Origin of the sequence: Geothrix rubra (assembly GCF_030268065.1) — a bacterium.
Classification (GTDB): domain Bacteria; phylum Acidobacteriota; class Holophagae; order Holophagales; family Holophagaceae; genus Geothrix; species Geothrix rubra.
In genome coordinates this window covers 223681-245936 of the sequence record NZ_BSDD01000002.1, presented here as the reverse complement: position 1 = coordinate 245936, position 22256 = coordinate 223681, and the positions used below count along the sequence as shown (strand labels likewise).

The following is a 22256-nucleotide window of genomic DNA, read 5'->3' as shown; positions in this document are numbered from 1 at the left end:
GAACAGACATGGCCGCCATCCGCACCAAGCACGACCCCCAGCTCTACACCTTCCCCGGCTTCGGCTCGGACAAGTACCCGAACCTGATGCTCCGCGGGGCGGGGGACCTGGACAACTGGCACCTCAAGGTCTACGAGCAGAAGCACGAGGGCTACGTGGCCGCCAAGAAGGCCCTGAAGATGGAGCCTGTGGCCGTGACCGAGGAGGTGAAGGCCTCCGGCATCCGCGGGCGCGGCGGCGCGGGCTTCCCGGCGGGCCTGAAGTGGTCCTTCATGCCCAAGGACACCCCCGAGCGGAAGTTCACCCGCTACCTGGTCTGCAACGGCGACGAGGGGGAACCCGGTACGTTCAAGGACCGCGCGATCCTCGAGTACAACCCCCACCAGCTCATCGAGGGCATGATCATCGGCGGCTGGGCGATGCAGTGCCAGCTGGGCTTCGTCTACATCCGCGGCGAGTTCCTCTGGCTCATCGAGAAGCTGGAGGCCGCCCTCCAGCAGGCCCGCGACGCCGGCTATCTCGGCAAGAACATCCTGGGCACGGGCTGGGACTACGACATCATCGTCCACCGCGGCGCCGGGGCCTACATCTGCGGCGAGGAGACGGCCCTGCTGAACTCCCTCGAAGGCCGCCGCGGCGAACCCCGCGTCAAGCCGCCCTTCCCGGCGGCCAAGGGCGCCTTCGGGCAGCCCACCACCATCAACAACGTGGAGACCCTCGCGGCCGTCCCTCCCATCCTCCGCATGGGCGGCGCCGAGTACGGCAAACTGGGCACGCCCAAGAACACGGGCACCCGCATCTTCGGGGTCAGCGGCCACGTGAAGCGTCCCGGCCTCTTCGAGCTGCCCCTCGGCACGCCGATGGACTTCGTGGTGAACGAGCTGGCGGGCGGTTCCAGCACCGGCCGGAAGATCAAGGCCATCATCCCGGGCGGCGCCAGCGCGCCCATGTTCGACGAGAAGGACTTCGACTGTCCGCTCGACTTCGACACGGTGAAGGCCCGCGGCTCCATGGCCGGATCGGGTGGCCTCATCGTCATGGACGAGGACACCTGCATGGTGCAGGCCACCCTCCGCCTCATCCGGTTCTACGCCCACGAGAGCTGCGGCCAGTGCACCCCCTGCCGGGAAGGCTGCAACTGGATGGAGATGATCCTCTACCGCATCGAGCACGGCGAGGGCCGCATGGAGGATCTGGACCTGCTGGCCGGCCTCACGCCCCGCATCGGCCTGCGCACCCTCTGTCCCCTGGGGGACGCCGCCTGCGGCCCCATGGACTCGGCCCTGCAGAAGTTCCGGCACGAATTCGAGCATCACATCACCCACAAGACCTGCTACGCCAAGGGCTCCCGGCTGCTGGCGCAGGTCGGCGCCCACTAGGTCCTCCGGCGGTGCCTCCACATGCAGCGGGCGCCCTGGGGCGCCCGCTGTCCTGTCGGGCCGGAGGTCTCAGGGCGTGACCAGGTCCGGGCGGGGCAGGGCCCGCTTCAGGCCGCTCTTCTCGGTCCAGCCGCACTCGACGATGCGCAGGCAGGCCTGGGCGATGCTCTCCACCGGCTGGCGTTCGTTGTTGAAGACGGCGTCATACCAGCGGGGGGAGGTGATGTCCGCGTGCAGGCATTCGCTGATGAATTTCTCCCGGAGCTTGGACTGGCGCCGGACCAGTTCCTCCGCCTCGGCCAGGGGCATCTCGAGCCGCCGGGCGATGGTCCGCACGCGGAAGTCGAAGCCGCCCACCAGCCGGAAGTGGAAGCAGTTCGTCAGGTCCTGGCAGGCGACGGCCCCGCCCCGGCCCACGAGGATCGCGCAACCGGCCATGGCGATCTGGACGAGATGCTTCACCACCTTCGCGTAGGCGTCGTCATGGGTGAGGAAGCCGAAGTGGGCCCGGAGGACGTCCTGGGCGTGGCTCTCGTTCCCCAGGTGGCTCAGGAGGTCCCGGGAGACCTTCTCGTTCGAGGCCACGCGATCCACGAGGGCCTTGTCGAAGACAGTCCAGGGCAGACCCGAGGCCGATTCCAGGAGCTCCTTGAGGTGCAGGGCCAGGGGGTACCCCTCGCATCCGAACTCCCGGGAGAGGGTGATGGACGGGAGGAGCAGGGGCCGGGGCGGGTGGGCGAGGCGATCCTGCAGCTCGGTCCAGGCGCATTCGCGCTGCTCGATGCTCGGCACCAGGGATGCGAGGGGCTTGGCCATGCCGCCTCCGGCTTCTGGGCAGGCCTGCAGGAACGGCTGCCAGTTGGAAAATAGGGCCTTCCGGGCCACCGGCAAGGGGCCGCGGCATGGCGGATCTCCGCAGGCGTTGAGTTCGACGCGGGGCGCGGCACGGAGCCCCTTCTGGGCGGCGGGGGAAGGGGCCTACCCTGGGGAATGCGCATCCTGGCCGCCCTCCTCCTCGCCGCGATCCTCCGGGCCCAGGCCCCCTTCCTGGCGCCGCCCTACCTGCAGCTGGGCGACGCGCCCCTGCCCGCGGCCCGGGAGCGCATGGACCTGCTCTGGCAGGCGGAGGACAGGGACGCCGCCTGGTCCGTGGAGGTCCAGGGCCTGAAGGGCTGGATTCCCCAGGCCGAGCCCACCTTCCACCGCATGGCCGCCCCACCCCTGCCACCCCATCGGATGTACCGCGCCACCCTTCGGGACCTGTCGCCCGGGGCGCGGGTGCCCTACCGGGTGAAGCGCGACGGCGCGGTGGTCTTCGAGGCGGAAGCCCAGGTCCGGAAATCGGGCGCGCACCGCTTCCTGGTGACCGGCGATGCCGCCGAGGGCACGCTGGAGCAGGCCGCCATCGCCCGGGCCATGGCGGCGCAGCATCCGGACTTCGTGTTCATCGCGGGGGACCTGGTGTACGGCCGGGGCCGGGCCGCCGAGTACCGGGCCCGGTTCTTCCCCGTCTACAACGCCGAGGACCTGCCGCTCATGCGCCGGGTGCCCTTCCTGGGGGTGCCGGGCAACCATGACGTGCCTTGGGATCTCCAGCGCTGGCCCGACACCCTGGCCTACTTCTCGGAGTGGTCCCTCCCCCTGGACGGGCCGGCCCTCCGGCCCGGCGACCCCGGCGCGGCGCCCGCCGTGGCGGGGCTGCACGACGCGGTGCTCGCGGCGGCGGGCCCGGCCTACCCGCGGATGGCCAGCTACAGCTTCGAGTACGGCGGCGTGCACTGGACGGTGCTGGATTCCAACGCCTATGCGGACTGGGCGAGCCCCGTCCTGGCGGCCTGGCTGGAGGCCGACCTGAAGGCCGCGCAGAGGGCCACCTGGCGCGTGGTGGCCCTGCACCATCCCCTCTTCCAGAGCTCCCGCAGCCACGCCGAGGACCAGTGGATGCGCCCCCTCAGCCCGATCCTCGAGCGGTACGGCGTGGACCTGGTCTTCGCCGGCCACGTGCACAACTACCAGCGCACGGCGCCCCTGCGCTTCGCGCCCACGAAGATCGGCCGGCGGGGCGAACCCGTGGCGGGCCGCTTCGAGGTGGACGCGGCCTTCGACGGGAAGACGGTGACCCGGGCCCACGGCATCCTCCACCTCGTCACCGGGGCCGGCGGCGCCCACCTCTACGACAAGGCGCAGGGCGCGGACCGGGCCTCCTGGCAGCCCTGGACCCGCGCCTTCGTCTCCGACCGGCACTCCTTCACGGAGGTGGATGTGGATGGCCGCACCCTGCGCCTGCGCCAGCTCGACGCGGAGGGACGCGAGCTGGATGCGATCACCCTGACGAGGTGAACCACCCGAACAGGTTCTTCACCGAGAAGGAACCAGGTCGAATTTCTGCCAGACACAGGATCTGACCAGGGTCGCAAAAGCCTCTTCGAAGGCCTGGGCATCCGGGGCGGGGATCAGCATGACGATCTGGATGACGCCCCGGGGAGCCCGGATGTCCCCGATCCACCCGGAGTGCCCGTGGCAGTCGCCCCGGAAGGAGTGGATGGAGACCTTCATGCCCCAAAGGGTCTTGAGATCCGGGTGGGCCTGCAGGAATGCCTGGGGGTTGGCTGCCCTGAAGCGGGTGAGCTCGGCGTCCACGAATTCAACGGCGTTCGTCGCGTCCGGGAAGTAGCTGGTGTAGGCCACAGGTTGGGGGTCCGGTGCTGCCGCGACGGGATGAAAGCTCCCGTTGGGAGCGGCTGGGAGCACTCTCTTTCCATCGAAGATCCAGCCGGGGGGCGCGGTCAGGAGGTAGGAGTGCCCATCGGCAGAGAACACGGCCGATCGTCCCGCCACGGCTCCGAGGCTGTTCGTCTGGGCGTGGGCCGGAAGCGGGCAGAGGATAAGGATGGGAACGACAGCCCACCGGAAGGGCGTGGACACGGGACGTCAGCGCCCGAAGGTCATCGTGTAGGTCAGGGGCTTGGGGATCCGGGGGCTGGTCACGGTCACCGAGAGGGTGAGGGTCTTCCCGTCGGGGCTCAGGCGCCAGACGTTCGTGCGGGCGCCCTCGTCGTTCCGGAAGGTCTGGGTGATCTGGCCCTGGCCCAGGTGGGCGGCCACCTGGAACTTGTCACCGTCCTCGCGCGTCCAGGGCGCCTCCTGGCCGCTGGCGGGCATGAGGATCGGATTCCGGTCGTCCAGCTTCACCGACACCTGCTGGGGCGTGATGGCGAGGGTGACCTTCTGGTAGGCGGGGTTCACGTTGGCCAGCTTGTGCCGGGCGATGGGCCGCGTGATGAAGTTCATGCTGGCGGTGCAGGCCTGGATGGCCGCCTGGATGTCATCCACCCGCGTCCGGTGCCACAACCCGTCCATGCCGGGCTCCTGGGCGGAGAGGGAGAGGGCCACGAGGGCGGGGAGGACGAGGGACTTCGCCAGTCGCATGGAGGCTCCGCTTGGATGAGGTGGAACCACCATAGCATCGCCTCACGCGGAAATGGCCCCAGCCGGGGCCATTTCTGCGCAGGAAGGGGGTGGTCAGCCGATGGTCGCCACCATGACCGCCTTGATGGTGTGCATGCGGTTCTCGGCCTCGTCGAAGACCACGCTGTGGCGGCTGCGGAAGACCTCGTCGGTGACCTCGCGGATGTCGTGGCCCTTCTCCTTCATCTCCTTGGCCAGCTTGGTCTCGAAGTCGTGGAAGGCGGGCAGGCAGTGGAGGAACTTCACGTCGGGATTGCCGGTCTTCCGGATCATCTCCATGGTGACCTTGAAGGGCGTGAGCAGCTTCACGCGCTCGGGGATCTGGTCCTCCTCGCCCATGCTGGCCCAGACATCCGTGTAGAGCACGTCGGCACCCTTCACGGCGGCGTCCACGTCGTCCGTCACCTCGATGGTGGCGCCGGTCTCCTTCGCGGCCTCGCGGGCGGCGGCCAGCACCTTGGGATCCGGCGCCAGGGCCTTCGGGCCCAGGGCCACCATGTGCATGCCGGTCTTGGCGGCGCCGTACATCAGGGCGTAGCTCATGTTGTTGCGGATGTCGCCGCAGAAGACGAGCTTCACCTTGTTCAGGGGCTTGGCCACGTGCTCCTCGATGGTGAGGAAGTCGGCCAGGATCTGCGTGGGGTGGTCCGTGTCCGTGAGGCCGTTCCACACGGGCACGCCGCTGTGCTTCGCCAGGGACTCGACCACCTCCTGCTTGTAGCCGCGGTACTCGATGCCGTCGTAGAAGCGGCCCAGCACCTTGGCGCTGTCCTCGATGGATTCCTTCTTGCCCACCTGGGAGCTGGCGGAATCCAGGAAGGTGACGTGGGCCCCCTCCTCCAGCGCCCCGACCTCGAAGGCGCAGCGGGTGCGGGTGCTGGTCTTCTCGAAGAGCAGGACGATGTTCTTGCCCTTGAGCAGGTCGTTGTAGACGCCCATGCGCTTCTTGGCCTTGAGGTCCCGCGACAGGTCCAGGAGGTAGCGCACCTCCAGGGGGGTGAAATCCATCAGGGTGAGAAAGCTGCGTCCCTTGAGGTTGACGGCCATGGAAGCCTCCCGAAAGTTCCTGACAAAGGGTACCCATGGGGAAGGAATCCGACCAGGGACAAGGGGCCCGTGCCGGTCGCGAGTTGACGAAGTGTCGGAAAGCCTGGCCCCTTCCGGCCCGGGGGATCCGGACGTATAGTCAGGGCCACCACCCCCATCCCCCCCACAGGCCCATCGGGCAGGAGGCATGCATGCGGCCACTGAAGCAGCTGAACGAGGGAAAGCGTCCCCCGGTTTCCGTGGGGCCGGACGACACGGTCTTCACGGCGCTCACCCTGCTCGCCGAGTACGACATCGGTGCCCTGGTGGTGCTGGACCGGGGAAAGCTGGTGGGCATCTTCTCCGAGCGCGACTACGCGCGGAAGATCGTCCTCAAGGGCAAGGCCTCCAGGGACACCCTGGTGCGGGAGATCATGAGCGAGAAGGTGTGCTGCGTGACCCTCGACGAGACCGTGGAGGAGTGCATGGCCCTCATGACCGAGCAGCGCATCCGCCACCTGCCCATCATCGGCGAGGGCGACCGGGTGATCGGCATCCTCTCCATCGGCGACCTGGTGAAGGAGACCATCTCCGACCAGCAGTTCACCATCGAGCAGCTGGTCACCTACATCCAGAACTGAACCGCCTCAGCGGCTCAGGCGCTTCAGGGCGATGGTCAGGTACTCCACCGGGGCGGGCAGGAGGCCCGCGTCCGCCACCTCGTTCTGGCCCTCCTGCGACATGATCAGGTGCACCAGCTCGTTGACGGGCGCCGGGACCGCAGCGCCGGGGGCCCGGTTCAGGTAGGCATAGAACAGCCGCGTCATGGGATACCGGCTGGTGGTCACCATCTCCTGGGTCGGATACCGCGCATCCGTGCCGTCGTAGGGCATCACCGGCAGGATCTTGACCGAGTTGTTCCAGCAGATCAGCGGGCCGTACCCGATGCCGGCGGCGTTGGTGGCGATGGCCTCCGTCAGGGACTCGTAGTCCTCACGCTCCTGGATGCCGTCCCGGAACTCGCCGTTCTGGAGGGCCATCTCCTTGAAGGTGGACCGCACGGCGGACCCCTCCCCGCGGGAGAAGGGGTCGATGCGCCGCTTGGCCAGTTCGCCCCGGACCCCCAGGTCGCCCCAGGTGGCCGCCGGCTCCTTGGCGCCGCCCTTGCGCGTCCTGGAATAGATGGCATCCAGCTGCTCCATGGTGATGGAGGCGAGGGGATTGGTCTTGTTGACGAACACGATGTTGGCGTCCATCCCCACCGGCATGCGCATGGGCATGTAGCCGTACTTCTCGCGGAACGCCTTCATCTCGGCGGAGGAGAGCTCCCGGGCCATGATCACCAGGGGGGCCTTCCCGTCGATCAGCTGCTTGGCGGCCTCGCCGCTGAGCTGGAGGCGGAAGATCGGGTTCGCCTCCGCGTGGTACTTCCGGAAGCCCCGGCGCCACTCGTCGCCCACGTCCTGGAGGGTGTCGGTGCAGGGGATCTCCAGGGCGCCCTTGATGCTGGCCGTCGGCTGGTAGTGGGGCAGCCGGTCGGACACCTGGGCCCGGACCTGGTAGGCCTGCGCGGCGAGGCGGGGGGCGAAGGGGAGCCCTGCGGCCAGGCAGAGCACCAAGACTCTCGGGTTGAACTTGCTCGACATGAGGTTCCTCCTGACTGCCCGGTGTAGAGTTTGATCGCCAGGGATCACATAAAAGAGCTTGTTGTGATCTTTGACACCAAATTGGACCCAATTATCGCCTTTGATTCAAGGACGGAATACGATGCGAGGGGCGGAAGCCCCCGATCCCCCTGGGAGGACCCATGACCCGCGAGTACCTCCTGGCCTTCTGCCTCGTCCTGGGATCGGGAGGGGTCCCGGCCGGGGCCCGCGGGGAGGACGCCAAGCATCCGATGCCGCCCAGGCACGCCAAGGCGGGGGTCATCTGCCACGACTGCCACCAGAAGGAGAAGCCCACCACGGCCCCGGTGCCGGACGAGTCCTGCATGGCCTGCCACGGGGACCTCAAGGCCATGGCCGAGCTGACGAAGCAGCTTCCCGCGAATCCCCATGCGCCGCCCCCCGCTCCCCACCCCGGGCCCTTCACCTGCCCGGAGTGCCACCGGCAGCACAAGGCCGCCGTGGTGAAGTGCCTGGAATGCCACCCCACCTTCAAGTTCGCCGATCCGTCGAGGATTCCATGACGCTGAAGCACCTCGTCGCCCTCTGCCTGGCCGGGAGCCTGGGCGCCGCCTGGGGCCGGGCCGGGGATCCCCAGCGCCCCCTTCCGCCCTGGCACGCCAAGGCGGGGGTGATCTGCCATGACTGCCACCAGAAGGAGAAACCCACCACCGCGGCGGTGGCCGACGAGTCCTGCATGGTCTGCCACGGGGACTATCCGGCCATGGCCGAGCTCACCAAGCACCTGCCGGTGAACCCCCACGCGCCGCCGAAGCCGCCGCACGCCGGCCCCTTCGCCTGCCCCGAGTGCCACCACCAGCACAAGCCGGCGGTGGTGAAGTGCCTGGAGTGCCACCCGGACTTCAAGCTGAAGCCCAGGTAGCGGAGGCGAAACGGCGGGTCAGCCCTTCGCGGGGGCGAGGGAGGCGCGCCAGGCGGCGATGAGCCTGGCCTCCTGCTCGGCGCTGGGTCCGGCGAGGCGGGTGCGGCCCTTCTCCACCTTCTCCTGGCCCTTATACCAGGCGAGGGTGTCCTTCACGGTCTCCTCCACGGGCCGGAAGCGCAGGCCGGCCTTCAGGGCCCGGGCATTGCTCCAGGTGTGGAAGCCCTTGGTGTCGCCCGCGTAGGGGGCCCAGATGGGGAACTCCAGGTCCTTCTGGCGGGAGATGAAGGGCTCGGGGATCCACAGGGCCTTGCCCTTGTGCCCGCTGGCGGCGGCACAGGCCTCCACCACGCGGCCCCAGCCCATCCGCTTCTCCGGTCCGCAGGCATTGAAGGTGCCCACGGTGCCCTGCTCCACGAGGCGGACCAGCCACTCGCCCAGGTCGCGCACGTCGATGACCTCGATGGGATCGTCGGGGGCGCCGGGCACGGCCACCTCGCCGCCGCGGTCGAAGCGCACGGGCCAGTAGGCGAAGCGGCCGGAGGCGTCATCGGGCCCCACGATGTAGCCGGGGCGGATGATCGTGGCCCGGCCGGGCATGGCCTTCTCCGCGGCCTGCTCGCAGAGGGCCTTCAGGGCGCCGTAGTACTCGTAGTTCTTGCCCATGCTCTCGAGGGTGGGGTCGGGCATCGTCGCGAGGGGCGCGTCCTCCGTGCCGTTCTCGGGATTCGGTTCCTTGTAGGCGCTGATGCTCGAGATGTAGAGGTACTGCTTTGCGCGGGGGGCCAGCAGGGCCGCGGAGGCCCCGACCATGCGCGGGAAGTAGCCGCTGTTGTCGATGACCGCATCCCAGGTGCCGGTCTCCAGGGCCTTCAGCCCTTCCCCCTTCTTCGGGTCGCGGTCACCGTGCAGTTTCTCCACGCCCGGGAAGAGGTCGGGGCGGGTCTTCCCGCGGTTGAACATGGTCACGTGGTGGCCGCGGGCCTGGGCAGCCTCGATGGTGGCGGGCCCCAGGAAGCCGGTGCCGCCCAGGATGAGGATGCGCTTGGGGGCGGCCTTGGCAGGCGCGGCCTGCAGGTCGAGGCCCGTGGCGGCCAGGGCGGTCGCGGTGGCGGACCACTGGAGGAATTCGCGGCGGGAGACGGTCATGGGAACCTCCGGAACCGGATGGAAGGGTGAAGCCTCGTGAAATTATGTATACTCCTTTGGCCTCCGCAACATCTTTCCCCGGATCCGCCATGACCCCTGCCTCCTCCGGCCCCGCCCGGCTGCTGCGCCGCCTGGTGCTCCTCGAACCGGGCGAGGGGCCGATGCTCTCCGCGGCCACGGCCTATTTCGCCTGCCTGATGGCCGGCTACTACCTGCTCCGCCCCGTCCGGGAGGCCTTCGGCATCGCCCGCGGCGCCGACAAGCTGCCCTGGCTGATGACGGGCACCCTCCTGGCCATGCTGCTGGTCAACCCGGCCTTCGCGGCCCTGGTGTCGCGCTTCCCGCGGCGGCGCTTCATCCCCTGGACCTACCGCTTCTTCGCCCTGAACCTGCTCGTCTTCGCCGCGCTGTTCCGCTGGCGGGCCGGACATGGTGCGGCGCTGGGCTACGTGTTCTACATCTGGCTGTCCGTCTTCAACCTCTTCGTGGTGAGCGTGTTCTGGGGCTTCCTCACGGACCTCCTGCACGAGGCGCAGGCCAAGCGCCTCTTCGGGTTCATCGCCATGGGCGGCACGGTCGGCGCCATCGCGGGGGCCGGCCTCACGGAGGCCCTGAGCCGCGGCCAGGCCTTCGGCTGGCGCCTGCCGGTGGCCCTCGGGCCCGGCGGGCTCATGCTCGTCTCGGCACTCCTCCTGGAGCTGGCGGCCCAGTGCGCCCTGGCCCTGGCCCGGCGCTTCCACCTGGGCATGGCCGCAGGGGCCCCCGCGGAGCCCGGCCCCGGCGCCTGGGAGGGCCTGCGCCTGGTGGCGGGTTCGCGCTACCTGCAGCTCATGGGCGGCTACATGCTGCTCTACACCATCACCTCGACCTTCCTCTACCTGGCCCAGGGCGCCATCGTCGAGCACACCTTCGCCAGCCGGGCGGTGCGCACCGCCGCCTTCGCGCGGCTGGACCTGTGGACGAACCTCCTGACGCTGGCGGGCCAGGTCCTCCTCACCGGCCGGGTGCTGCGGCGGTTCCGCATGGCCGGCATCCTCCTCGTGCTGCCGGTCCTCACCCTGCTGGGCTTCGGCGGGCTCTGGGCCCTGCCCACCTTCGGGATGCTGGCGCTGGTGCAGGTGTCCCGCCGGGGCCTCCACTACGCCCTGGACCGCCCCGCGCGGGAGATCCTCTACGTCCCGCTCGGCCCCGAGGAGAAGTACAAGAGCAAGCCCTTCCTCGACACCTTCGTCTACCGCGTGGGTGATCTGCTGGGTGTGTGGGCGCCCACGGCCCTGGCGCTGGTGGCCATTCCGGCGGCCCCTGCGGCCATGGCCTTCTCGGCGGCCTGGTTCGGTGCCGCGGCGGCCCTGGGGCGCTGGAACCGGCGGGTGTCCCGGGACGCTCCCGGCGCGTGAGGCGAGCCTCCGGAGACCTACGCGGAAGGATCCGGTCGCGCCTCAGACCCCGTCGGCGATGAGGACCGCGGGCGTGAAGGGCAGGCCCTCCGCCTCGGCGGGGGTCTTCATGCCCCAGAGGGCCAGCCGTTCCGCATAGGGGGACCACAGTTCCGGCCGGGCCTTCACGGCCTTGAGGGGCGGGTGGAGCCAGAGGGCGGCGGGCAGGTCGGCCAGTTCCTCCGCCGTGAGGTCCATGGCCTCGTCCGTCTCCCACAGGAAGCCGCACCGGGCCGTCTCGCAGGCCGCCCAGAGCTGCAGCACCTCGCTGTGCTCGAAGCTGCTGAAGAGCACCCGGCCCAGGGCCTCCGCGGCCTCCACCGTGGCCAGGGCCTGCTGCCAGCCGGGTTCGCCCTTCAGTTCGACGTTGACCAGCTTCGCGGGCAGATCCAGCACGTCGGCCAGGCGGGGCAGGGGCTCGCCGTTCTTCAGGGCCGGCAGCTCCGCGGCCTTCATCTGGCGGAGGATCCCCGTGCCGTTCGCCGTGCGGGCCAGGTCCTCGTCGTGCAGCACCGCGCACACGCCGTCGCGGGTGGGCTGCACGTCCAGCTCGAAGCCGTCCATGCCCGCGGCCAGCGCCGCGCGGAAAGCCTCCATGGAGTTCTCCAGGTGCTTCGAGGAGTAGCCACGGTGGCCGAGAAGGAGGGGGTGGGTGGACATGGCGGCTCCGGGCAGACGCTCGATTCTGCCTGGAAATCGGCCGGCCCAGGCGTGGGATTCAGTCCCGAGGCCACCGCAGCCGAGGGGAGCCGGTCTCCGGGTGTCCCCAGGAGGACTCACGACCATGCGCGTTCGGCTGGTGGTGACGAGGGCGGGTCCGCGGCGCACCCGGAGGAGCCACGGGAGAACCGCCCTTCGGCAGGATCCCTTCCTAGTTCGAAAGATCGAGGTCGGGAAAACATGTTAAATGTTTATTTTAAACAAATTAAAACAAATCTGAGACCATCAGGGGAAATCAGCATAAACAAAGATTGAGACGCCATATACTCGGCATTCCAGGGCTGCCCGACGGGGACATCCGATGGCGAATTCAAGGTCCACAGAAGGCTGGTTGGATCCGGATTTCAAGCTCCTGTTCGAATCCGTGCCGGGGCTCTACCTGGTGGTCGACCCGGACCTGGCCATCAGGGCCGTCAGCGAGGCCTACCTTGAAGCCACCTTCACCCGGCGGGAGGAGATCCTCGGCCGGAACCTCTTCGAGGTGTTCCCGGACAACCCCGAGGATCCGGACGCGACCGGGGTGGCCAACCTCAGGGCCTCCCTTCAGCGGGTCCTCGCCTCCGGACGCTCGGATGCCATGGCGGTCCAGAAATACGACATCCAGCGCCCGCATTCCCAGGGAGGCGGCTTCGAGGCGCGCTACTGGAGCCCCGTGAACTCGCCAGTCCTGGGCGCCGACGGGAAGGTGCACTTCATCATCCACCGGGTGGAAGACGTCACCGACTTCCTGCGCCTGCGCGAGGCCCACCGGGCCCAGGGGGAGCTGGCGAAGGATCTGAAGGACCAGGCCGGCCGGATGGAGGCGGAAGTGTTCCGGCGGGCCCAGGCCCTCCAGGAGACGAACCGGCAGCTTCGGGAGCTCCAGGCGGAGCTGGAATTCCGCGTCCAGGCGAGGACGAACGAGCTCCAGCAGGCCCTCGACGCGCTCCGAGCCAGCGAGGAGCAGCTGCGCCAGGCCCAGAAGATGGAGGCAGTGGGCCGCCTGGCCGGGGGCATCGCGCACGACTTCAACAACCTTCTGACGGTGGTGCTCAGTGGGGCCGAGCGGCTGGAACAGAAGCTCGGCCCCGACCGCAATCTGAAAGCGATCCAGCACGCCGCCGACCGGGCCGCGCGCCTGACGGGTCAGCTCCTGGCCTTCAGCCGCCAGCAGATCCTGGCCCCCCGGGCCCTGGATCTCGACGCGGTCCTCGAAGGGCTCCAGCCGATCCTGCTCCGGATCCTCGGGGAGGACATCGAACTCGAGGTTCTTCCCACCTCGAGCCTGCGAAAGGTCTTCGCCGACCAGGGCCAGATCGAGCAGGTGATCATGAACCTGGTGGTGAACGCCCGGGATGCCATGCCGGAGGGCGGGAAACTCACCCTCGAGACCGCGAATGTGGACTTCGACGACCGGTACGCCCGCGACCACCCGGGCGTGAGTCCTGGCCCGCACGTCATGCTCGCGGCAAGCGACACGGGATTTGGAATGGATCCGGGGACGCAGGCCCGGATCTTCGATCCCTTCTTCACGACCAAGGCCCGCGGCAAGGGGACGGGCCTTGGACTCGCCACGGTCTTCGGCATCGTGAAGCAGAGCGGGGGCCACATCTGGCTCTACAGTGAAGTCGGGATCGGCACGACCTTCAAGGTCTATTTCCCGGAAATCCGCGCCGGCGAACAGGCGGACCCGGCCGATCCGGAACCTGCCGTCGTGGTGGACGAGGGTGGGGACGAGACGGTGCTCCTGGTGGAGGACGAGGACCAGGTTCGGGCCATGGCGGCCGAGACCCTGCGGGGGGCGGGCTACACCGTCCTCGAGGCGAAGAACGGGGACGAGGCCCTTGGGGTCTGCACCCGGCACCGGAGCCGGATCGACCTGCTGCTCACGGACGTGATCATGCCGGGAATGAGCGGTCGGCGCGTCTCCGATGTCGCGACTTCCATCCGGTCCGACCTCGCGGTCCTGTTCATGTCGGGCTATACGGACGAGGCCATCCTCCGCCACGGCGTGATCGAGGCCAACCTCCCCTTCCTCCAGAAGCCCTTCACCCCCTCCCGGCTGCGGATGAAGGTGCGGGAGGTCCTGGGACGGGCGGGGCGCCATGCATGAGACGAGGCGATCTCCGCGTTCGTTGCCGCCCCGCGTGGGATCGCGCGGGAGGGTCGAGGCAGGGACCCCGGGTCGGACCTCTCCCGTTCCGGAATGGCTGGATCTCTTCCCCCATCCCATCTGGACGGCCGATCCGGAGGGGCGTTGGGTGGCCTTCAATCGGGGCTGGTTCACCTTCACGGGGCGGAGCGAAGCCCAGGAATCGGACGGGGGCTGGCAGCAGGGGCTGCATCCGGAGGACCTGGACCGGGTCCAGCTTGCCTTCCAGCAGGGCTTCCGGGCGCAGGTGCCCTTCCACCAGGAGTTCCGGCTCAAGCATGCCGACGGCAGCTTCCATTGGGTGCAGAACCACGTCAGTCCCCTGCACGATGAGGACGGAAGCTGCATCGGGTACCTGGGATCCTGCTACGACCTGTCCGTCGCCCGGATGGTCGAGGCCCGGGCGCTGCGGTTGGGCCAGCTCTATGAGGCCCTCTGCCGCATCACCCGCATCGCGAAATTCAGCCCCGGTACGGAGGTCCTTTTCGAGGCGTCGTGCCGAGTCGTGGTGGAAACCGGGGGCTTCTCCCTTGCCTGGATCGGCCTGCTGGATCCCGCGTCGGGCCAGGTCTCGCCAGTGGCGGTTCATGGAAGCGTCCCGGGGTTGGCGGGAGGGGAGATCCGCACCCGGCTGGAAGAGACCCGCCCGACCACGGATCCCGACGTTCCCGGGGGGCGGGGGTTGGTGGGGCAGGCCTGCCGGGAGGCACGCTTCGCCTTCAGCAACGACATCCACTCCGATCCGCGGATGCGGCCCTGGATGCCGCTGGCGGAGTCCTGGGGGATCCGAGGCTCTGCCGCCTTCCCGCTGGTCGTGCGGGGGCAGGTCCGGGGTGCGCTGGCCATCTACGCGATCGAGACAGGGGCCTTCGACTCGGAAGTGGTGGACCTGCTCGACCGCGTGACCGAGGACATCTCCCTGGCCATCGAGCGGCTGGAACAGGGGCGCCGCTGGTCCGAGGTGGAGAGTCGCCTCCGGGTCTCGGAGCGCCTCTTCTCGGCGACCCTTGACACCCTTTCCGCCGCCATGGCCATCCTCGACGAGGAGGGGCGGATCCTGGCTGTCAACGCGGCCTGGCTGGATTTCCAGAATGTTGAGAATCCGCTGGTACATGGGCGATCGCCGGGAGATGACTACCGGACCGTCTGTTCCCCCTTCCTGGCCCAGGAGGGGCCCCTCTCGGATTTCGTCCTCGGGGTTCTCGAGGTGATCGAGGGGGTGCAGGAGCGGTTCACGGGGGAGTACCCCTGCACCGGAACTGGGGCCTCCCGCTGGTACGCCGCCACCGTGCAGCGGTTCTCCTTTGAAGGGTTGAACCGCACCGTCGTGGCGCACCGGGAGGTGACGGACCGCAAGCTGGTGGAGGACCGGCTGCGGCACAGTGAACTGCTCTTCCGGATGATCACGGAGAATGCCCAGGATCTGGTCGCGCTGCTGGACGAGGAAGGGTGTTGCCTCTATGCCGGGGCCTCGCACCTGTCGCTCTTGGGCTTCACGATGGCGGACCTCATCACCAAGCGTCCCCTGGAGATCGTCGCCGAACCGGATCGTGAACGGATGGTGGGCATCCTCCGAAGGATCGCCGAGGGCAGGATGGACGCGGCCATTACCGAATACCACCTGGTCCGGAAGGACGGGACGCAGATCCCTGTGGAGTCCCGCCTCACCGCGATCCGGGAGGCCAGGGACGGGGCCACCAGCATCCTGGTGGTCGCCCGAGACATCAGCGAACGGCTGGCGGCGGAACAGGATCGGCGCCGGATGGAAGCCGAACTGGGCCAGGCCCAGAAGCTCGAGTCCATCGGCCAGCTGGCAGCCGGCATCGCGCACGAGATCAACACCCCCACCCAGTACATCGGCGACAACCTCCACTTCATCGCCGACGGCCTCCGGGAGCTGGAGGGGGTTTTCGACCTGTTGATGTCCCTGGATCCAGGAGCGGCGGGAGATGCACCCTTCCTGCAGACCCTGCGCGAGCGGGTGGCCGCCGCCGATCTGGGCTACCTCCGATCGGAGCTGCCCAAAGCTGCGGAGCAATCCCTGGAAGGCGTGGCGAGGGTGAGCAAGATCGTGAATGCAATGAAGGAGTTCTCCCACCCCGAAAGCGAGGAGAAGGTCCTGGCCGATCTGAACCGCGCCATCGAAAGCACCGTAGCCATATCCAGGAACGAGTGGAAGTATGTCGCGGACCTGGAGCTGGACCTGGATCCGGGGCTCCAGGCCGTCCCTTGCCATCCCGGGGGGATCAACCAAGTGGTGCTGAACCTGGTGGTGAATGCGGCCCATGCCATCGGTGAGGTGGTCGGCCACTCGGGGGAAAAGGGCCGGATCACCGTGCGGACGCGAGCCGAAGGTGCCTGGGCTGTGATCCAGGTGGAGGACACGGGCCCGGGGATTCCCGAGGCCATCCAGACCCGGATTTTCGATCCCTTCTTCACCACCAAGGGCGTGGGGAAGGGCTCGGGCCAAGGCCTGGCCATCGCCCGATCGGTGGTGGTGGACAAGCACGGGGGGACCCTCGGGTTCGACACACAGCCGGGGCAGGGAACCCTCTTCACCGTGCGCCTCCCCCTCGCTCCCGGGGCCCGGGGTGATCCGTGAGGGTGCTTCCAGGACCGAGGCCCCCAGGTGCTGCGCTGGCCACTCCCATGAGGTGAATCCGTGAGTTCGAGAATCCTGCTCGTCGACGACGATGAGAACGTCCTGGCCGGCTACCACCGGGTCCTCCGCAAGGCCTTCGACCTGGATGTGGCCCTGGGAGCGCCACAGGCCCTCCAGGCCATGGAACATCACGGCCCCTACGCCGTGGTGGTGGCCGACATGCAGATGCCCGGCATGAATGGCGTGGAACTGCTCCAGAAAGTCCGCGAGGGCTGGCCCGGGGCGATCCGGCTCATGCTCACGGGCAACCAGGATCAGCGGACCGCCATCGAGGCCATCAATCAAGGCCGGGTGTTCCGGTTCCTCACCAAGCCCTGTTCCCCGGAGGACCTTGCGGCCATGCTCACGGCGGCCCTGCGCCAGCACCAGCTGGAGCATGCGGAGCGCGAACTGCTGGACCAGACCCTCACGGGAAGCCTGAAGGTGCTCACGGAGATCCTTTCCGTCGTGGACCCGCATGCCTTCGGCCGGGCCGAGATCATCCGCCAACGGGCGGTGCAGATCGCAGCCGCCCTGGGGATGGAGCCAAGCTGGGAGATGGGCGTGGCCGCCATGATGGCGCCGCTCGGATTCGTCACGGTCCCCTCCGCGCTTGCGGCCAAAGGACGCAGCGGGGAGCCCTTGTCCGTGGAAGAACGCGACACCCTGCGGCGTGTGCCCGAGTTCGGAGCCCAGCTCCTGGGTCGGATCCCGCGTCTGGAATCGGTGGCCCAGATCGTGAGGTACCAGCACAAGAGCTACGCTGGAGCCGGTTATCCGCTGGATGACGTGAAGGGCGAAGCCATTCCGCTTGGCGCCCGGATCCTGAGGGCCCTGGACGACTTCCAGGAGATCGAGGAACGGCGGGGCTCCCGTCTGGTGGCCATGGAGCAGATGAAGCTGCGCAGGGGATGGTACGACCCGCGGGTGCTCCAGGCGCTGGAGGTCCTCCTCGTTGATTCCGGCCAGGCCCCGGATCCGGCGGTCCCGCGAGCCGTGGCCGTGAAGGATCTGGAGCCCGGCACCGTGCTGGCGGCAGACGTGAGGACCCGTGGTGGCATGCTCGTGGCGGCGGAGGGGACCCGTCTGCTGCCCTCCCATGTGGAGAAGCTCCAGAACTTCGCGCGGCTCATCGGCCTGGCGGAGCCCCTGTACACCAAGGGCTGATCCTGCTTTCCGAGGGTCGGGTCAGATCACTTTGCCCGGGTTGAAGATCCCGTCCGGGTCCAGGGCCCGCTTGAGGGCGCGCAGGGTCTCGATGTGGCCGGGCGCGGCGAGGGCGAGGAAGGCTTCGCGCTTCGCCAGGCCGATGCCGTGCTCCCCGCTGAGGGTGCCGCCCAGTTCCACGGCCAGGCGGAAGAGGGTCCCCAGCTGGGCCTCCAGCGCCTCGTGCGGGGTCTCGCCGGCGGCCAGCAGGTTCACATGCAGGTTGCCGTCGCCCAGGTGGCCATAGCTGACGGAGGGGATGCCCGTGCGCTCCAGGCGCTCGAAGAATTCGCGGAGGCGGCTGCGGGGCACGACGATGTCCTCGCTCACCTTCTTCGGGTAGCGCTCCTTCAGGAAGGCGCTGGTGACGCGGCGGACGGCCCAGATGCCCTCGCGCTGGCGGGCGTCGGCGGCGATCTCGAGCCCGTCCGCCACCGGGCCCAGCAGGTCCGCCAGGGCCCCCAGGAAATCGTCGGAGGTGCACCCCCGCTCGTCGAACTCCAGGATGGCCAGGGCCTCGCCGGGCAGGCGGCGCGCGGCCTCGGGGCCGTGGGCGCGCAGGTCGGCCAGCACGGCGGGATCGAAGAACTCGAAGGCGCTCGGCAGGAACCCCGCGGCGGAGAGCCGGCCCGGCAGGTCCAGCAGGTCCATCCACCGCTTCACGGGCAGGAGCAGGGTGGCGTATTCCCGGGGCTGGGGCGTGAGGCGCAGGGTGGCGCCCAGGATGAGGCCGAAGATCCCCTCGCTGCCCACCAGGAGCTGGGCGAGGCTCGGCCCGGTGTTGGCCTTCACGCTGCTGATCCCGAACCGGTGGATCTCGCCGTCGGCCAGGAGCGCCTCGAGGCCCAGCACCCAGTGGCGCGTCATGCCGTACTTGCAGGCGTTGGGTCCGCCGGCGTTGGTGGCCAGGGTGCCGCCCAGGGCGCAGCTCTCCCAGGAGTTCGGATCCGGGGGATAGAAGAAGCCGGACTCGGCCGCGGTGGCCTTCACGTCGCGCAGGAGGGCGCTGGCGGGGGCCGTGAGGCTCAGGTCCTGCGGCGAGACCCGGATGCTTCCGGGCCACGCGGCCAGATCCACCACCACCGTGCGCGCCGTGGGGACGCAGCCGCCGGCCTTGCCGGTGCCGGCGCCGCGGGGCACCAGCCCGAAGCCCTCGGAACGGGCGAGGCGCACCAGCTCCCGCAGGGCCGCGGGGCCGCGGGGCCGCACCACGGCCAGGGGGGCGCAGCCCACGACGTGGGACTCGTCGTGGCGGAAGGGCTCCATGGCCTCGGGATCGGTGAGGACGGTGGCGTCGGGCAGGCGTCGGAGGGCGTCCATGGCGTGAGGCTCCCGTCTCCAGTGTGACGGCATTTCCTCCCTGCGGTTACCCTGGGGCCCATGTTCCCCGGTCACGGATCGCCCGCCCCGCGGCGCAGAGCCCCGCTGGGCCGCGCGCTGGGGATGGCGGTGCCCTGGCTCGTGCTGGGGGTGGGACTGGCGGCCACGGCCTGGGCCTGGTCGACGATCTCCCAGCAGGAGGCCACCTACCAGCGGGCCCGCCTGGAGGGGGCCCTGGCCCAGACGCGGGAGGGGGTGGAGCATGCCGTGGAGGAGCAGGCGCGGCTGCTGCGGGGGGCCCAGGGGCTCGCCATCGGCCGCCCCCGGCTGGCGGCGGAGGACTGGCGGGCCTTCGTGGCCAGCCTGGACCTGGGCCGCACCTCCCCCGCCACGCGGCTGATGGGCTACTGCCCCCGGGCCTGCCTCGAGGAGTCCCGGAGGATCCTCCCCCTCCTGGAGCCCGAGGCCGCGGCACGGGACCTGGGACCGGACGGTGGCCGCCTGATGGCCGATCCGGATTTCCGGGCGGCCGTGGACCGCGCGCGGGACCGTGGGGAGCTGGCCGTGTCCGGACGGCTCCGGGCCTTCGGCGACGCCTCCGTCATCGCCCTCGTCCTGCCCGTGTTCCGGGACTTCTCGGCCCCGGACGACGCCAGGGCCCGCCGGGCCTCCTTCCAGGGGGCCGTGGTCTGCGTGGCCGAGACGCCGCAGATGCTCCGCCCCCTGTTCGGGGCCAGCCCCATCGCCGGCCTGGACGTGGAGATCTATGCGGATCCCGCCTGCGGCCGGGAATCGCTCCTCTACGACCGGGACCTCTGCGTGGCCCAGGGCGGCCTCCCCATGGCCCAGCGCCCGGGGGCGCGGCGCATTCCGCTGAAGGTGGGGGGGCGGCGGTGGGAACTGGTGGCGGGGTTCGTGCCGGAGGCGAAGGCCTCCCGCGCGGACCGGCCCCGCCTGACGGCCCTCGGCGGGGTGGCGGCCAGCCTCCTCGCCTTCGTCGTGACCCTGCTGCTCTCGCGGTCCAGGCGCCGCTCCCTGGCCCTGGCCCACCGGCTCCAGGAGAGCGAGGCCCGCTTCCGCTCCCTGGCCGACACCGCCTCCTGCGCCATCTTCACCTTCTCCGATGTCATCGAGTACATGAACGCCACCGGCGCGAGGATGACGGGGTACCCGGTGGCCGAGATCGTCGGGCAGCCCCTCTGGAAGCTGGTCCATCCCCTCGACCGCGACTGGATCCGGGGGCGCGCGGCCGCGAGGCTCCGGGGCGAGCCCATCCCGCCGCGCTACGAGTTCCGCCTGCTGACCAGGGACGGAGCCACGCGCTGGATCGATTTCACTGCCGGCACCGTCCAGGTGGGGGAGCGCACCCTGGGCCTGGGCACGGCCTTCGACGTGACCGACCGGGTCGTGGCCACCGAGGCCAGGGTCGGCATGGAGCGGCAGCTGCTGGAGGCCCAGAAGCTGGAGAGCCTGGGCCTCCTCGCAGGCGGGGTGGCCCACGACTTCAACAACCTGCTGACGGTCATCCAGGGCAACGCAGGCATCCTGCGGGAGCTCCCGGACGACCCGGAGCGGGCCACGGCCTGCCTGCGCAACATCGAGGAGACCTGCCGCCGGGCCTCCGACCTCGTGCGGCAGATGCTCGCCTACGCCGGCCGCGGGCGACTCCACGTCCAGGCCACGAGCCTCAACCAGGTGGTGCAGGAGATCACCCAGCTGCTGGCGGTCTCCATTCCCAAATCGGTGGAGCTGCGCTTCGAACTGGCCCCGGATCTCCCCCCCATCGAGGCCGACACCGCCCAGATGCAGCAGGTGGTCATGAACCTCGTGACGAACGCGTCCGAGGCCATCGGCGAGGCCCTGGGGATCATCACCCTGCGCTCCGGCGCGGAGACGCTCGACGACCGCGCCGCCGCGGAGCTGCAGGCCTCGGAGACGCTGAAGCCGGGGCGGTTCGTGTACGTGGAGGTGCAGGACACGGGATCGGGCATGGATGCGGAAACGCTGGCCCGGATCTTCGATCCCTTCTTCACCACCAAGTTCACCGGCCGGGGCCTCGGCCTGGCGGCCATGCAGGGCATCGTGCGCGGGCATGGCGGCGCCGTCCGCGTCCACAGCACCGCCGGAAAGGGGACCACCTTCCGGGTCTACTTCCCCGTGCGCGAGGGCGGGGCGGAGCCGGCCGGCCCGATCGCCGCCCTCGCCGAGGGAGCCTCCTGGCGCGGGGAGGGCCTGGTGCTGGTGGTGGACGACGAGGAGGGCATCCGCGACTTCGTGCAGCACACCCTGGCGCGCGCGGGCTTCACGGTCCTGCAGGCCGGGGACGGCCTCGCGGGGCTGGATGCCTTCCGCGAGCACCGGGACAACCTGCGGCTGGTCCTGCTGGACCTCACCATGCCGCGGATGGGCGGGGAGGAGGCCCTGCGCGAGATGCGGGCCCTGCGTGAGGACATCCCCGCGGTCCTGTGGAGCGGCTACGGGGAGCGGGCGGATCCCGGAGCCACGGCGCTCCCCTTCCTCCGCAAGCCCTTCAATGCACGGGAGCTGCTGGCCAAGGTGCGGGAGGCCCTGGGGTGAGATCGCTCAGCGCTCGACCAGGAGCCGGTTGATCCGCTGCAGGAGGAGGTTCTGGTGGAAGCCCGACCAGGTCGCCGCGATGTTGCCGTCCTTGTCGACCAGGTAGACGGTCGGCAGGGCGTTCAGCTCGTCCGTGAGGATGTTCAGGCCGTGCTCCCCGAGGGCCAGCCGCTTCACCTGGACCCCGTCGAAGTACTGCTTCTTGGCCCGCAGGAACCCCATCACTTCGGGCCAGTGTTCGAAGTGGACGGGCCACAGGACGATCTTCATGCCCTTGGCGGAGGCCTGCTGCTGGAAATTCCGGAACTCCTGCAGCATCTTCATCGAGGGCTCGCAGCGCGTGCTCCAGAAGCCGATGGCGACGATGTTTCCCTTCATCTGGCCGACCGTCTGGAGGTTCCCGTCGATATCCAGCACCCCGAAGGCCGCGGCCGAACGCCGGGCGCCCTTGGCGATCACCTCATCGCTCGCGGCGTCCATCAGCGGCCGGGCGCCGGTCTGGCGGTGGGCGCCCACGGAACTGTCATCGACCCTCGGGCAGCCGGGCTCGCCCTGGGAAAGCTCCTTGAACGAGCGGGCATCCTGGGCGGCGAGGCCCAGGCATAGGCACAGGGAGGCCAGGATGGAGAGGCGAGTCATGGGTCACCCGGGGAGAT

Annotated in this window: 19 protein-coding genes; 10 read left to right on the top strand and 9 right to left on the bottom strand. The window is 69.5% G+C overall.

Features of this window, described 5'->3' with window-relative positions; all coding sequences use genetic code 11:
- Positions 1–8 precede the first annotated feature (8 nt).
- Complete coding sequence (nuoF, locus tag QSJ33_RS05875; protein ID WP_285723633.1) at positions 9–1379, top strand: NADH-quinone oxidoreductase subunit NuoF; 1371 nt, start codon at positions 9–11, stop codon at positions 1377–1379.
- Positions 1380–1448: 69 nt separating this feature from the next.
- Here the strand turns inward: nuoF and QSJ33_RS05870 are convergent, their stop codons facing one another.
- Positions 1449–2195: a cytidylate kinase-like family protein gene (locus tag QSJ33_RS05870; protein WP_285723632.1), complete on the bottom strand. Its 747-nt coding sequence runs from the start codon at positions 2193–2195 to the stop codon at positions 1449–1451.
- A 174-nt stretch (positions 2196–2369) separates the two neighbouring features.
- Between QSJ33_RS05870 and QSJ33_RS05865 the strand changes: the two genes are divergently transcribed.
- Positions 2370–3719 (top strand): metallophosphoesterase, encoded by a 1350-nt coding sequence (locus QSJ33_RS05865; RefSeq protein ID WP_285723631.1) that lies wholly within the window; start codon positions 2370–2372, stop codon positions 3717–3719.
- A gap of 18 nt (positions 3720–3737) precedes the next feature.
- Here QSJ33_RS05865 and QSJ33_RS05860 read toward each other — a convergent pair whose 3' ends face one another.
- The 3 genes from QSJ33_RS05860 to argF all read right to left on the bottom strand — a co-directional run bounded on the left by QSJ33_RS05860 (position 3738) and on the right by argF (position 5894).
- On the bottom strand, positions 3738–4067 hold the full coding sequence (locus QSJ33_RS05860) for a hypothetical protein (protein WP_285723630.1): 330 nt from the start codon (positions 4065–4067) through the stop codon (positions 3738–3740).
- Positions 4068–4310: 243 nt separating this feature from the next.
- Positions 4311–4808 carry a hypothetical protein gene (locus tag QSJ33_RS05855; RefSeq protein ID WP_285723629.1) on the bottom strand — a complete coding sequence of 166 codons (498 nt, stop codon included), beginning with the start codon at positions 4806–4808 and terminating at the stop codon, positions 4311–4313.
- A gap of 93 nt (positions 4809–4901) precedes the next feature.
- Positions 4902–5894: an ornithine carbamoyltransferase gene (gene argF / locus QSJ33_RS05850; protein ID WP_285723628.1), complete on the bottom strand. Its 993-nt coding sequence runs from the start codon at positions 5892–5894 to the stop codon at positions 4902–4904.
- 191 nt (positions 5895–6085) lie between these two features.
- Here argF and QSJ33_RS05845 point away from each other — a divergent pair, with 191 nt between their 5' ends.
- Positions 6086–6514: a CBS domain-containing protein gene (locus QSJ33_RS05845; RefSeq protein ID WP_285723627.1), complete on the top strand. Its 429-nt coding sequence runs from the start codon at positions 6086–6088 to the stop codon at positions 6512–6514.
- A gap of 6 nt (positions 6515–6520) precedes the next feature.
- Here QSJ33_RS05845 and QSJ33_RS05840 read toward each other — a convergent pair whose 3' ends face one another.
- On the bottom strand, positions 6521–7519 hold the full coding sequence (locus tag QSJ33_RS05840; RefSeq protein ID WP_285723626.1) for a PstS family phosphate ABC transporter substrate-binding protein: 999 nt from the start codon (positions 7517–7519) through the stop codon (positions 6521–6523).
- Positions 7520–7680: 161 nt separating this feature from the next.
- Here QSJ33_RS05840 and QSJ33_RS05835 point away from each other — a divergent pair, with 161 nt between their 5' ends.
- Both QSJ33_RS05835 and QSJ33_RS05830 read left to right on the top strand, forming a co-directional pair.
- Positions 7681–8061: a cytochrome c3 family protein gene (locus QSJ33_RS05835; protein ID WP_285723625.1), complete on the top strand. Its 381-nt coding sequence runs from the start codon at positions 7681–7683 to the stop codon at positions 8059–8061.
- Positions 8058–8420 carry a cytochrome c3 family protein gene (locus tag QSJ33_RS05830; RefSeq protein WP_285723624.1) on the top strand — a complete coding sequence of 121 codons (363 nt, stop codon included), beginning with the start codon at positions 8058–8060 and terminating at the stop codon, positions 8418–8420. Before QSJ33_RS05835 ends, QSJ33_RS05830 begins: the two co-directional genes overlap by 4 nt.
- Before the next feature lie 18 nt (positions 8421–8438).
- Here QSJ33_RS05830 and QSJ33_RS05825 read toward each other — a convergent pair whose 3' ends face one another.
- A complete protein-coding gene (locus QSJ33_RS05825) occupies positions 8439–9569 on the bottom strand; it encodes a twin-arginine translocation signal domain-containing protein (protein ID WP_285723623.1) in 1131 nt (376 codons plus the stop codon).
- 89 nt (positions 9570–9658) lie between these two features.
- On the opposite strand from QSJ33_RS05825, the gene QSJ33_RS05820 reads away from it, so the two are divergent.
- A complete protein-coding gene (locus tag QSJ33_RS05820; protein WP_285723622.1) occupies positions 9659–10966 on the top strand; it encodes an NTP/NDP exchange transporter in 1308 nt (435 codons plus the stop codon).
- 42 nt (positions 10967–11008) lie between these two features.
- Here QSJ33_RS05820 and QSJ33_RS05815 read toward each other — a convergent pair whose 3' ends face one another.
- A complete protein-coding gene (locus QSJ33_RS05815) occupies positions 11009–11665 on the bottom strand; it encodes a glycerophosphodiester phosphodiesterase (protein ID WP_285723621.1) in 657 nt (218 codons plus the stop codon).
- 391 nt (positions 11666–12056) lie between these two features.
- On the opposite strand from QSJ33_RS05815, the gene QSJ33_RS05810 reads away from it, so the two are divergent.
- From QSJ33_RS05810 to QSJ33_RS05800, 3 genes are read left to right on the top strand one after another with little or no spacing between them, the layout of a single operon-like run.
- Complete coding sequence (locus QSJ33_RS05810; RefSeq protein ID WP_285723620.1) at positions 12057–13817, top strand: PAS domain-containing sensor histidine kinase; 1761 nt, start codon at positions 12057–12059, stop codon at positions 13815–13817.
- Positions 13810–16458, top strand: coding sequence for a PAS domain S-box protein (locus tag QSJ33_RS05805; RefSeq protein WP_285723619.1), 2649 nt, complete (start codon positions 13810–13812; stop codon positions 16456–16458). The genes QSJ33_RS05810 and QSJ33_RS05805 overlap by 8 nt, the downstream gene beginning before the upstream one ends.
- Before the next feature lie 60 nt (positions 16459–16518).
- Positions 16519–17664, top strand: coding sequence for an HD domain-containing phosphohydrolase (locus QSJ33_RS05800; RefSeq protein WP_285723618.1), 1146 nt, complete (start codon positions 16519–16521; stop codon positions 17662–17664).
- A gap of 21 nt (positions 17665–17685) precedes the next feature.
- Here QSJ33_RS05800 and QSJ33_RS05795 read toward each other — a convergent pair whose 3' ends face one another.
- On the bottom strand, positions 17686–19023 hold the full coding sequence (locus QSJ33_RS05795; protein ID WP_285723617.1) for an FAD-binding oxidoreductase: 1338 nt from the start codon (positions 19021–19023) through the stop codon (positions 17686–17688).
- 129 nt (positions 19024–19152) lie between these two features.
- Here QSJ33_RS05795 and QSJ33_RS05790 point away from each other — a divergent pair, with 129 nt between their 5' ends.
- Positions 19153–21600 carry an ATP-binding protein gene (locus QSJ33_RS05790; protein WP_285723616.1) on the top strand — a complete coding sequence of 816 codons (2448 nt, stop codon included), beginning with the start codon at positions 19153–19155 and terminating at the stop codon, positions 21598–21600.
- Positions 21601–21606: 6 nt separating this feature from the next.
- On the opposite strand, the gene QSJ33_RS05785 is transcribed toward QSJ33_RS05790, so the two are convergent.
- Positions 21607–22239 carry a TlpA family protein disulfide reductase gene (locus QSJ33_RS05785; protein WP_285723615.1) on the bottom strand — a complete coding sequence of 211 codons (633 nt, stop codon included), beginning with the start codon at positions 22237–22239 and terminating at the stop codon, positions 21607–21609.
- Positions 22240–22256 lie beyond the last annotated feature (17 nt).

What these genes read in the sequence shown, in the direction of transcription:
- nuoF (WP_285723633.1), top strand. Translation starts at nt 9, where the DNA reads ATGGCCGCCATCCGCACCAAGCACGACCCCCAGCTCTACACCTTCCCC.
- QSJ33_RS05870 (WP_285723632.1), bottom strand. Translation starts at nt 2,195, where the DNA reads ATGGCCAAGCCCCTCGCATCCCTGGTGCCGAGCATCGAGCAGCGCGAA.
- QSJ33_RS05865 (WP_285723631.1), top strand. Translation starts at nt 2,370, where the DNA reads ATGCGCATCCTGGCCGCCCTCCTCCTCGCCGCGATCCTCCGGGCCCAG.
- QSJ33_RS05855 (WP_285723629.1), bottom strand. Translation starts at nt 4,808, where the DNA reads ATGCGACTGGCGAAGTCCCTCGTCCTCCCCGCCCTCGTGGCCCTCTCC.
- argF (WP_285723628.1), bottom strand. Translation starts at nt 5,894, where the DNA reads ATGGCCGTCAACCTCAAGGGACGCAGCTTTCTCACCCTGATGGATTTC.
- QSJ33_RS05845 (WP_285723627.1), top strand. Translation starts at nt 6,086, where the DNA reads ATGCGGCCACTGAAGCAGCTGAACGAGGGAAAGCGTCCCCCGGTTTCC.
- QSJ33_RS05840 (WP_285723626.1), bottom strand. Translation starts at nt 7,519, where the DNA reads ATGTCGAGCAAGTTCAACCCGAGAGTCTTGGTGCTCTGCCTGGCCGCA.
- QSJ33_RS05835 (WP_285723625.1), top strand. Translation starts at nt 7,681, where the DNA reads ATGACCCGCGAGTACCTCCTGGCCTTCTGCCTCGTCCTGGGATCGGGA.
- QSJ33_RS05830 (WP_285723624.1), top strand. Translation starts at nt 8,058, where the DNA reads ATGACGCTGAAGCACCTCGTCGCCCTCTGCCTGGCCGGGAGCCTGGGC.
- QSJ33_RS05825 (WP_285723623.1), bottom strand. Translation starts at nt 9,569, where the DNA reads ATGACCGTCTCCCGCCGCGAATTCCTCCAGTGGTCCGCCACCGCGACC.
- QSJ33_RS05820 (WP_285723622.1), top strand. Translation starts at nt 9,659, where the DNA reads ATGACCCCTGCCTCCTCCGGCCCCGCCCGGCTGCTGCGCCGCCTGGTG.
- QSJ33_RS05815 (WP_285723621.1), bottom strand. Translation starts at nt 11,665, where the DNA reads ATGTCCACCCACCCCCTCCTTCTCGGCCACCGTGGCTACTCCTCGAAG.
- QSJ33_RS05805 (WP_285723619.1), top strand. Translation starts at nt 13,810, where the DNA reads ATGCATGAGACGAGGCGATCTCCGCGTTCGTTGCCGCCCCGCGTGGGA.
- QSJ33_RS05795 (WP_285723617.1), bottom strand. Translation starts at nt 19,023, where the DNA reads ATGGACGCCCTCCGACGCCTGCCCGACGCCACCGTCCTCACCGATCCC.
- QSJ33_RS05785 (WP_285723615.1), bottom strand. Translation starts at nt 22,239, where the DNA reads ATGACTCGCCTCTCCATCCTGGCCTCCCTGTGCCTATGCCTGGGCCTC.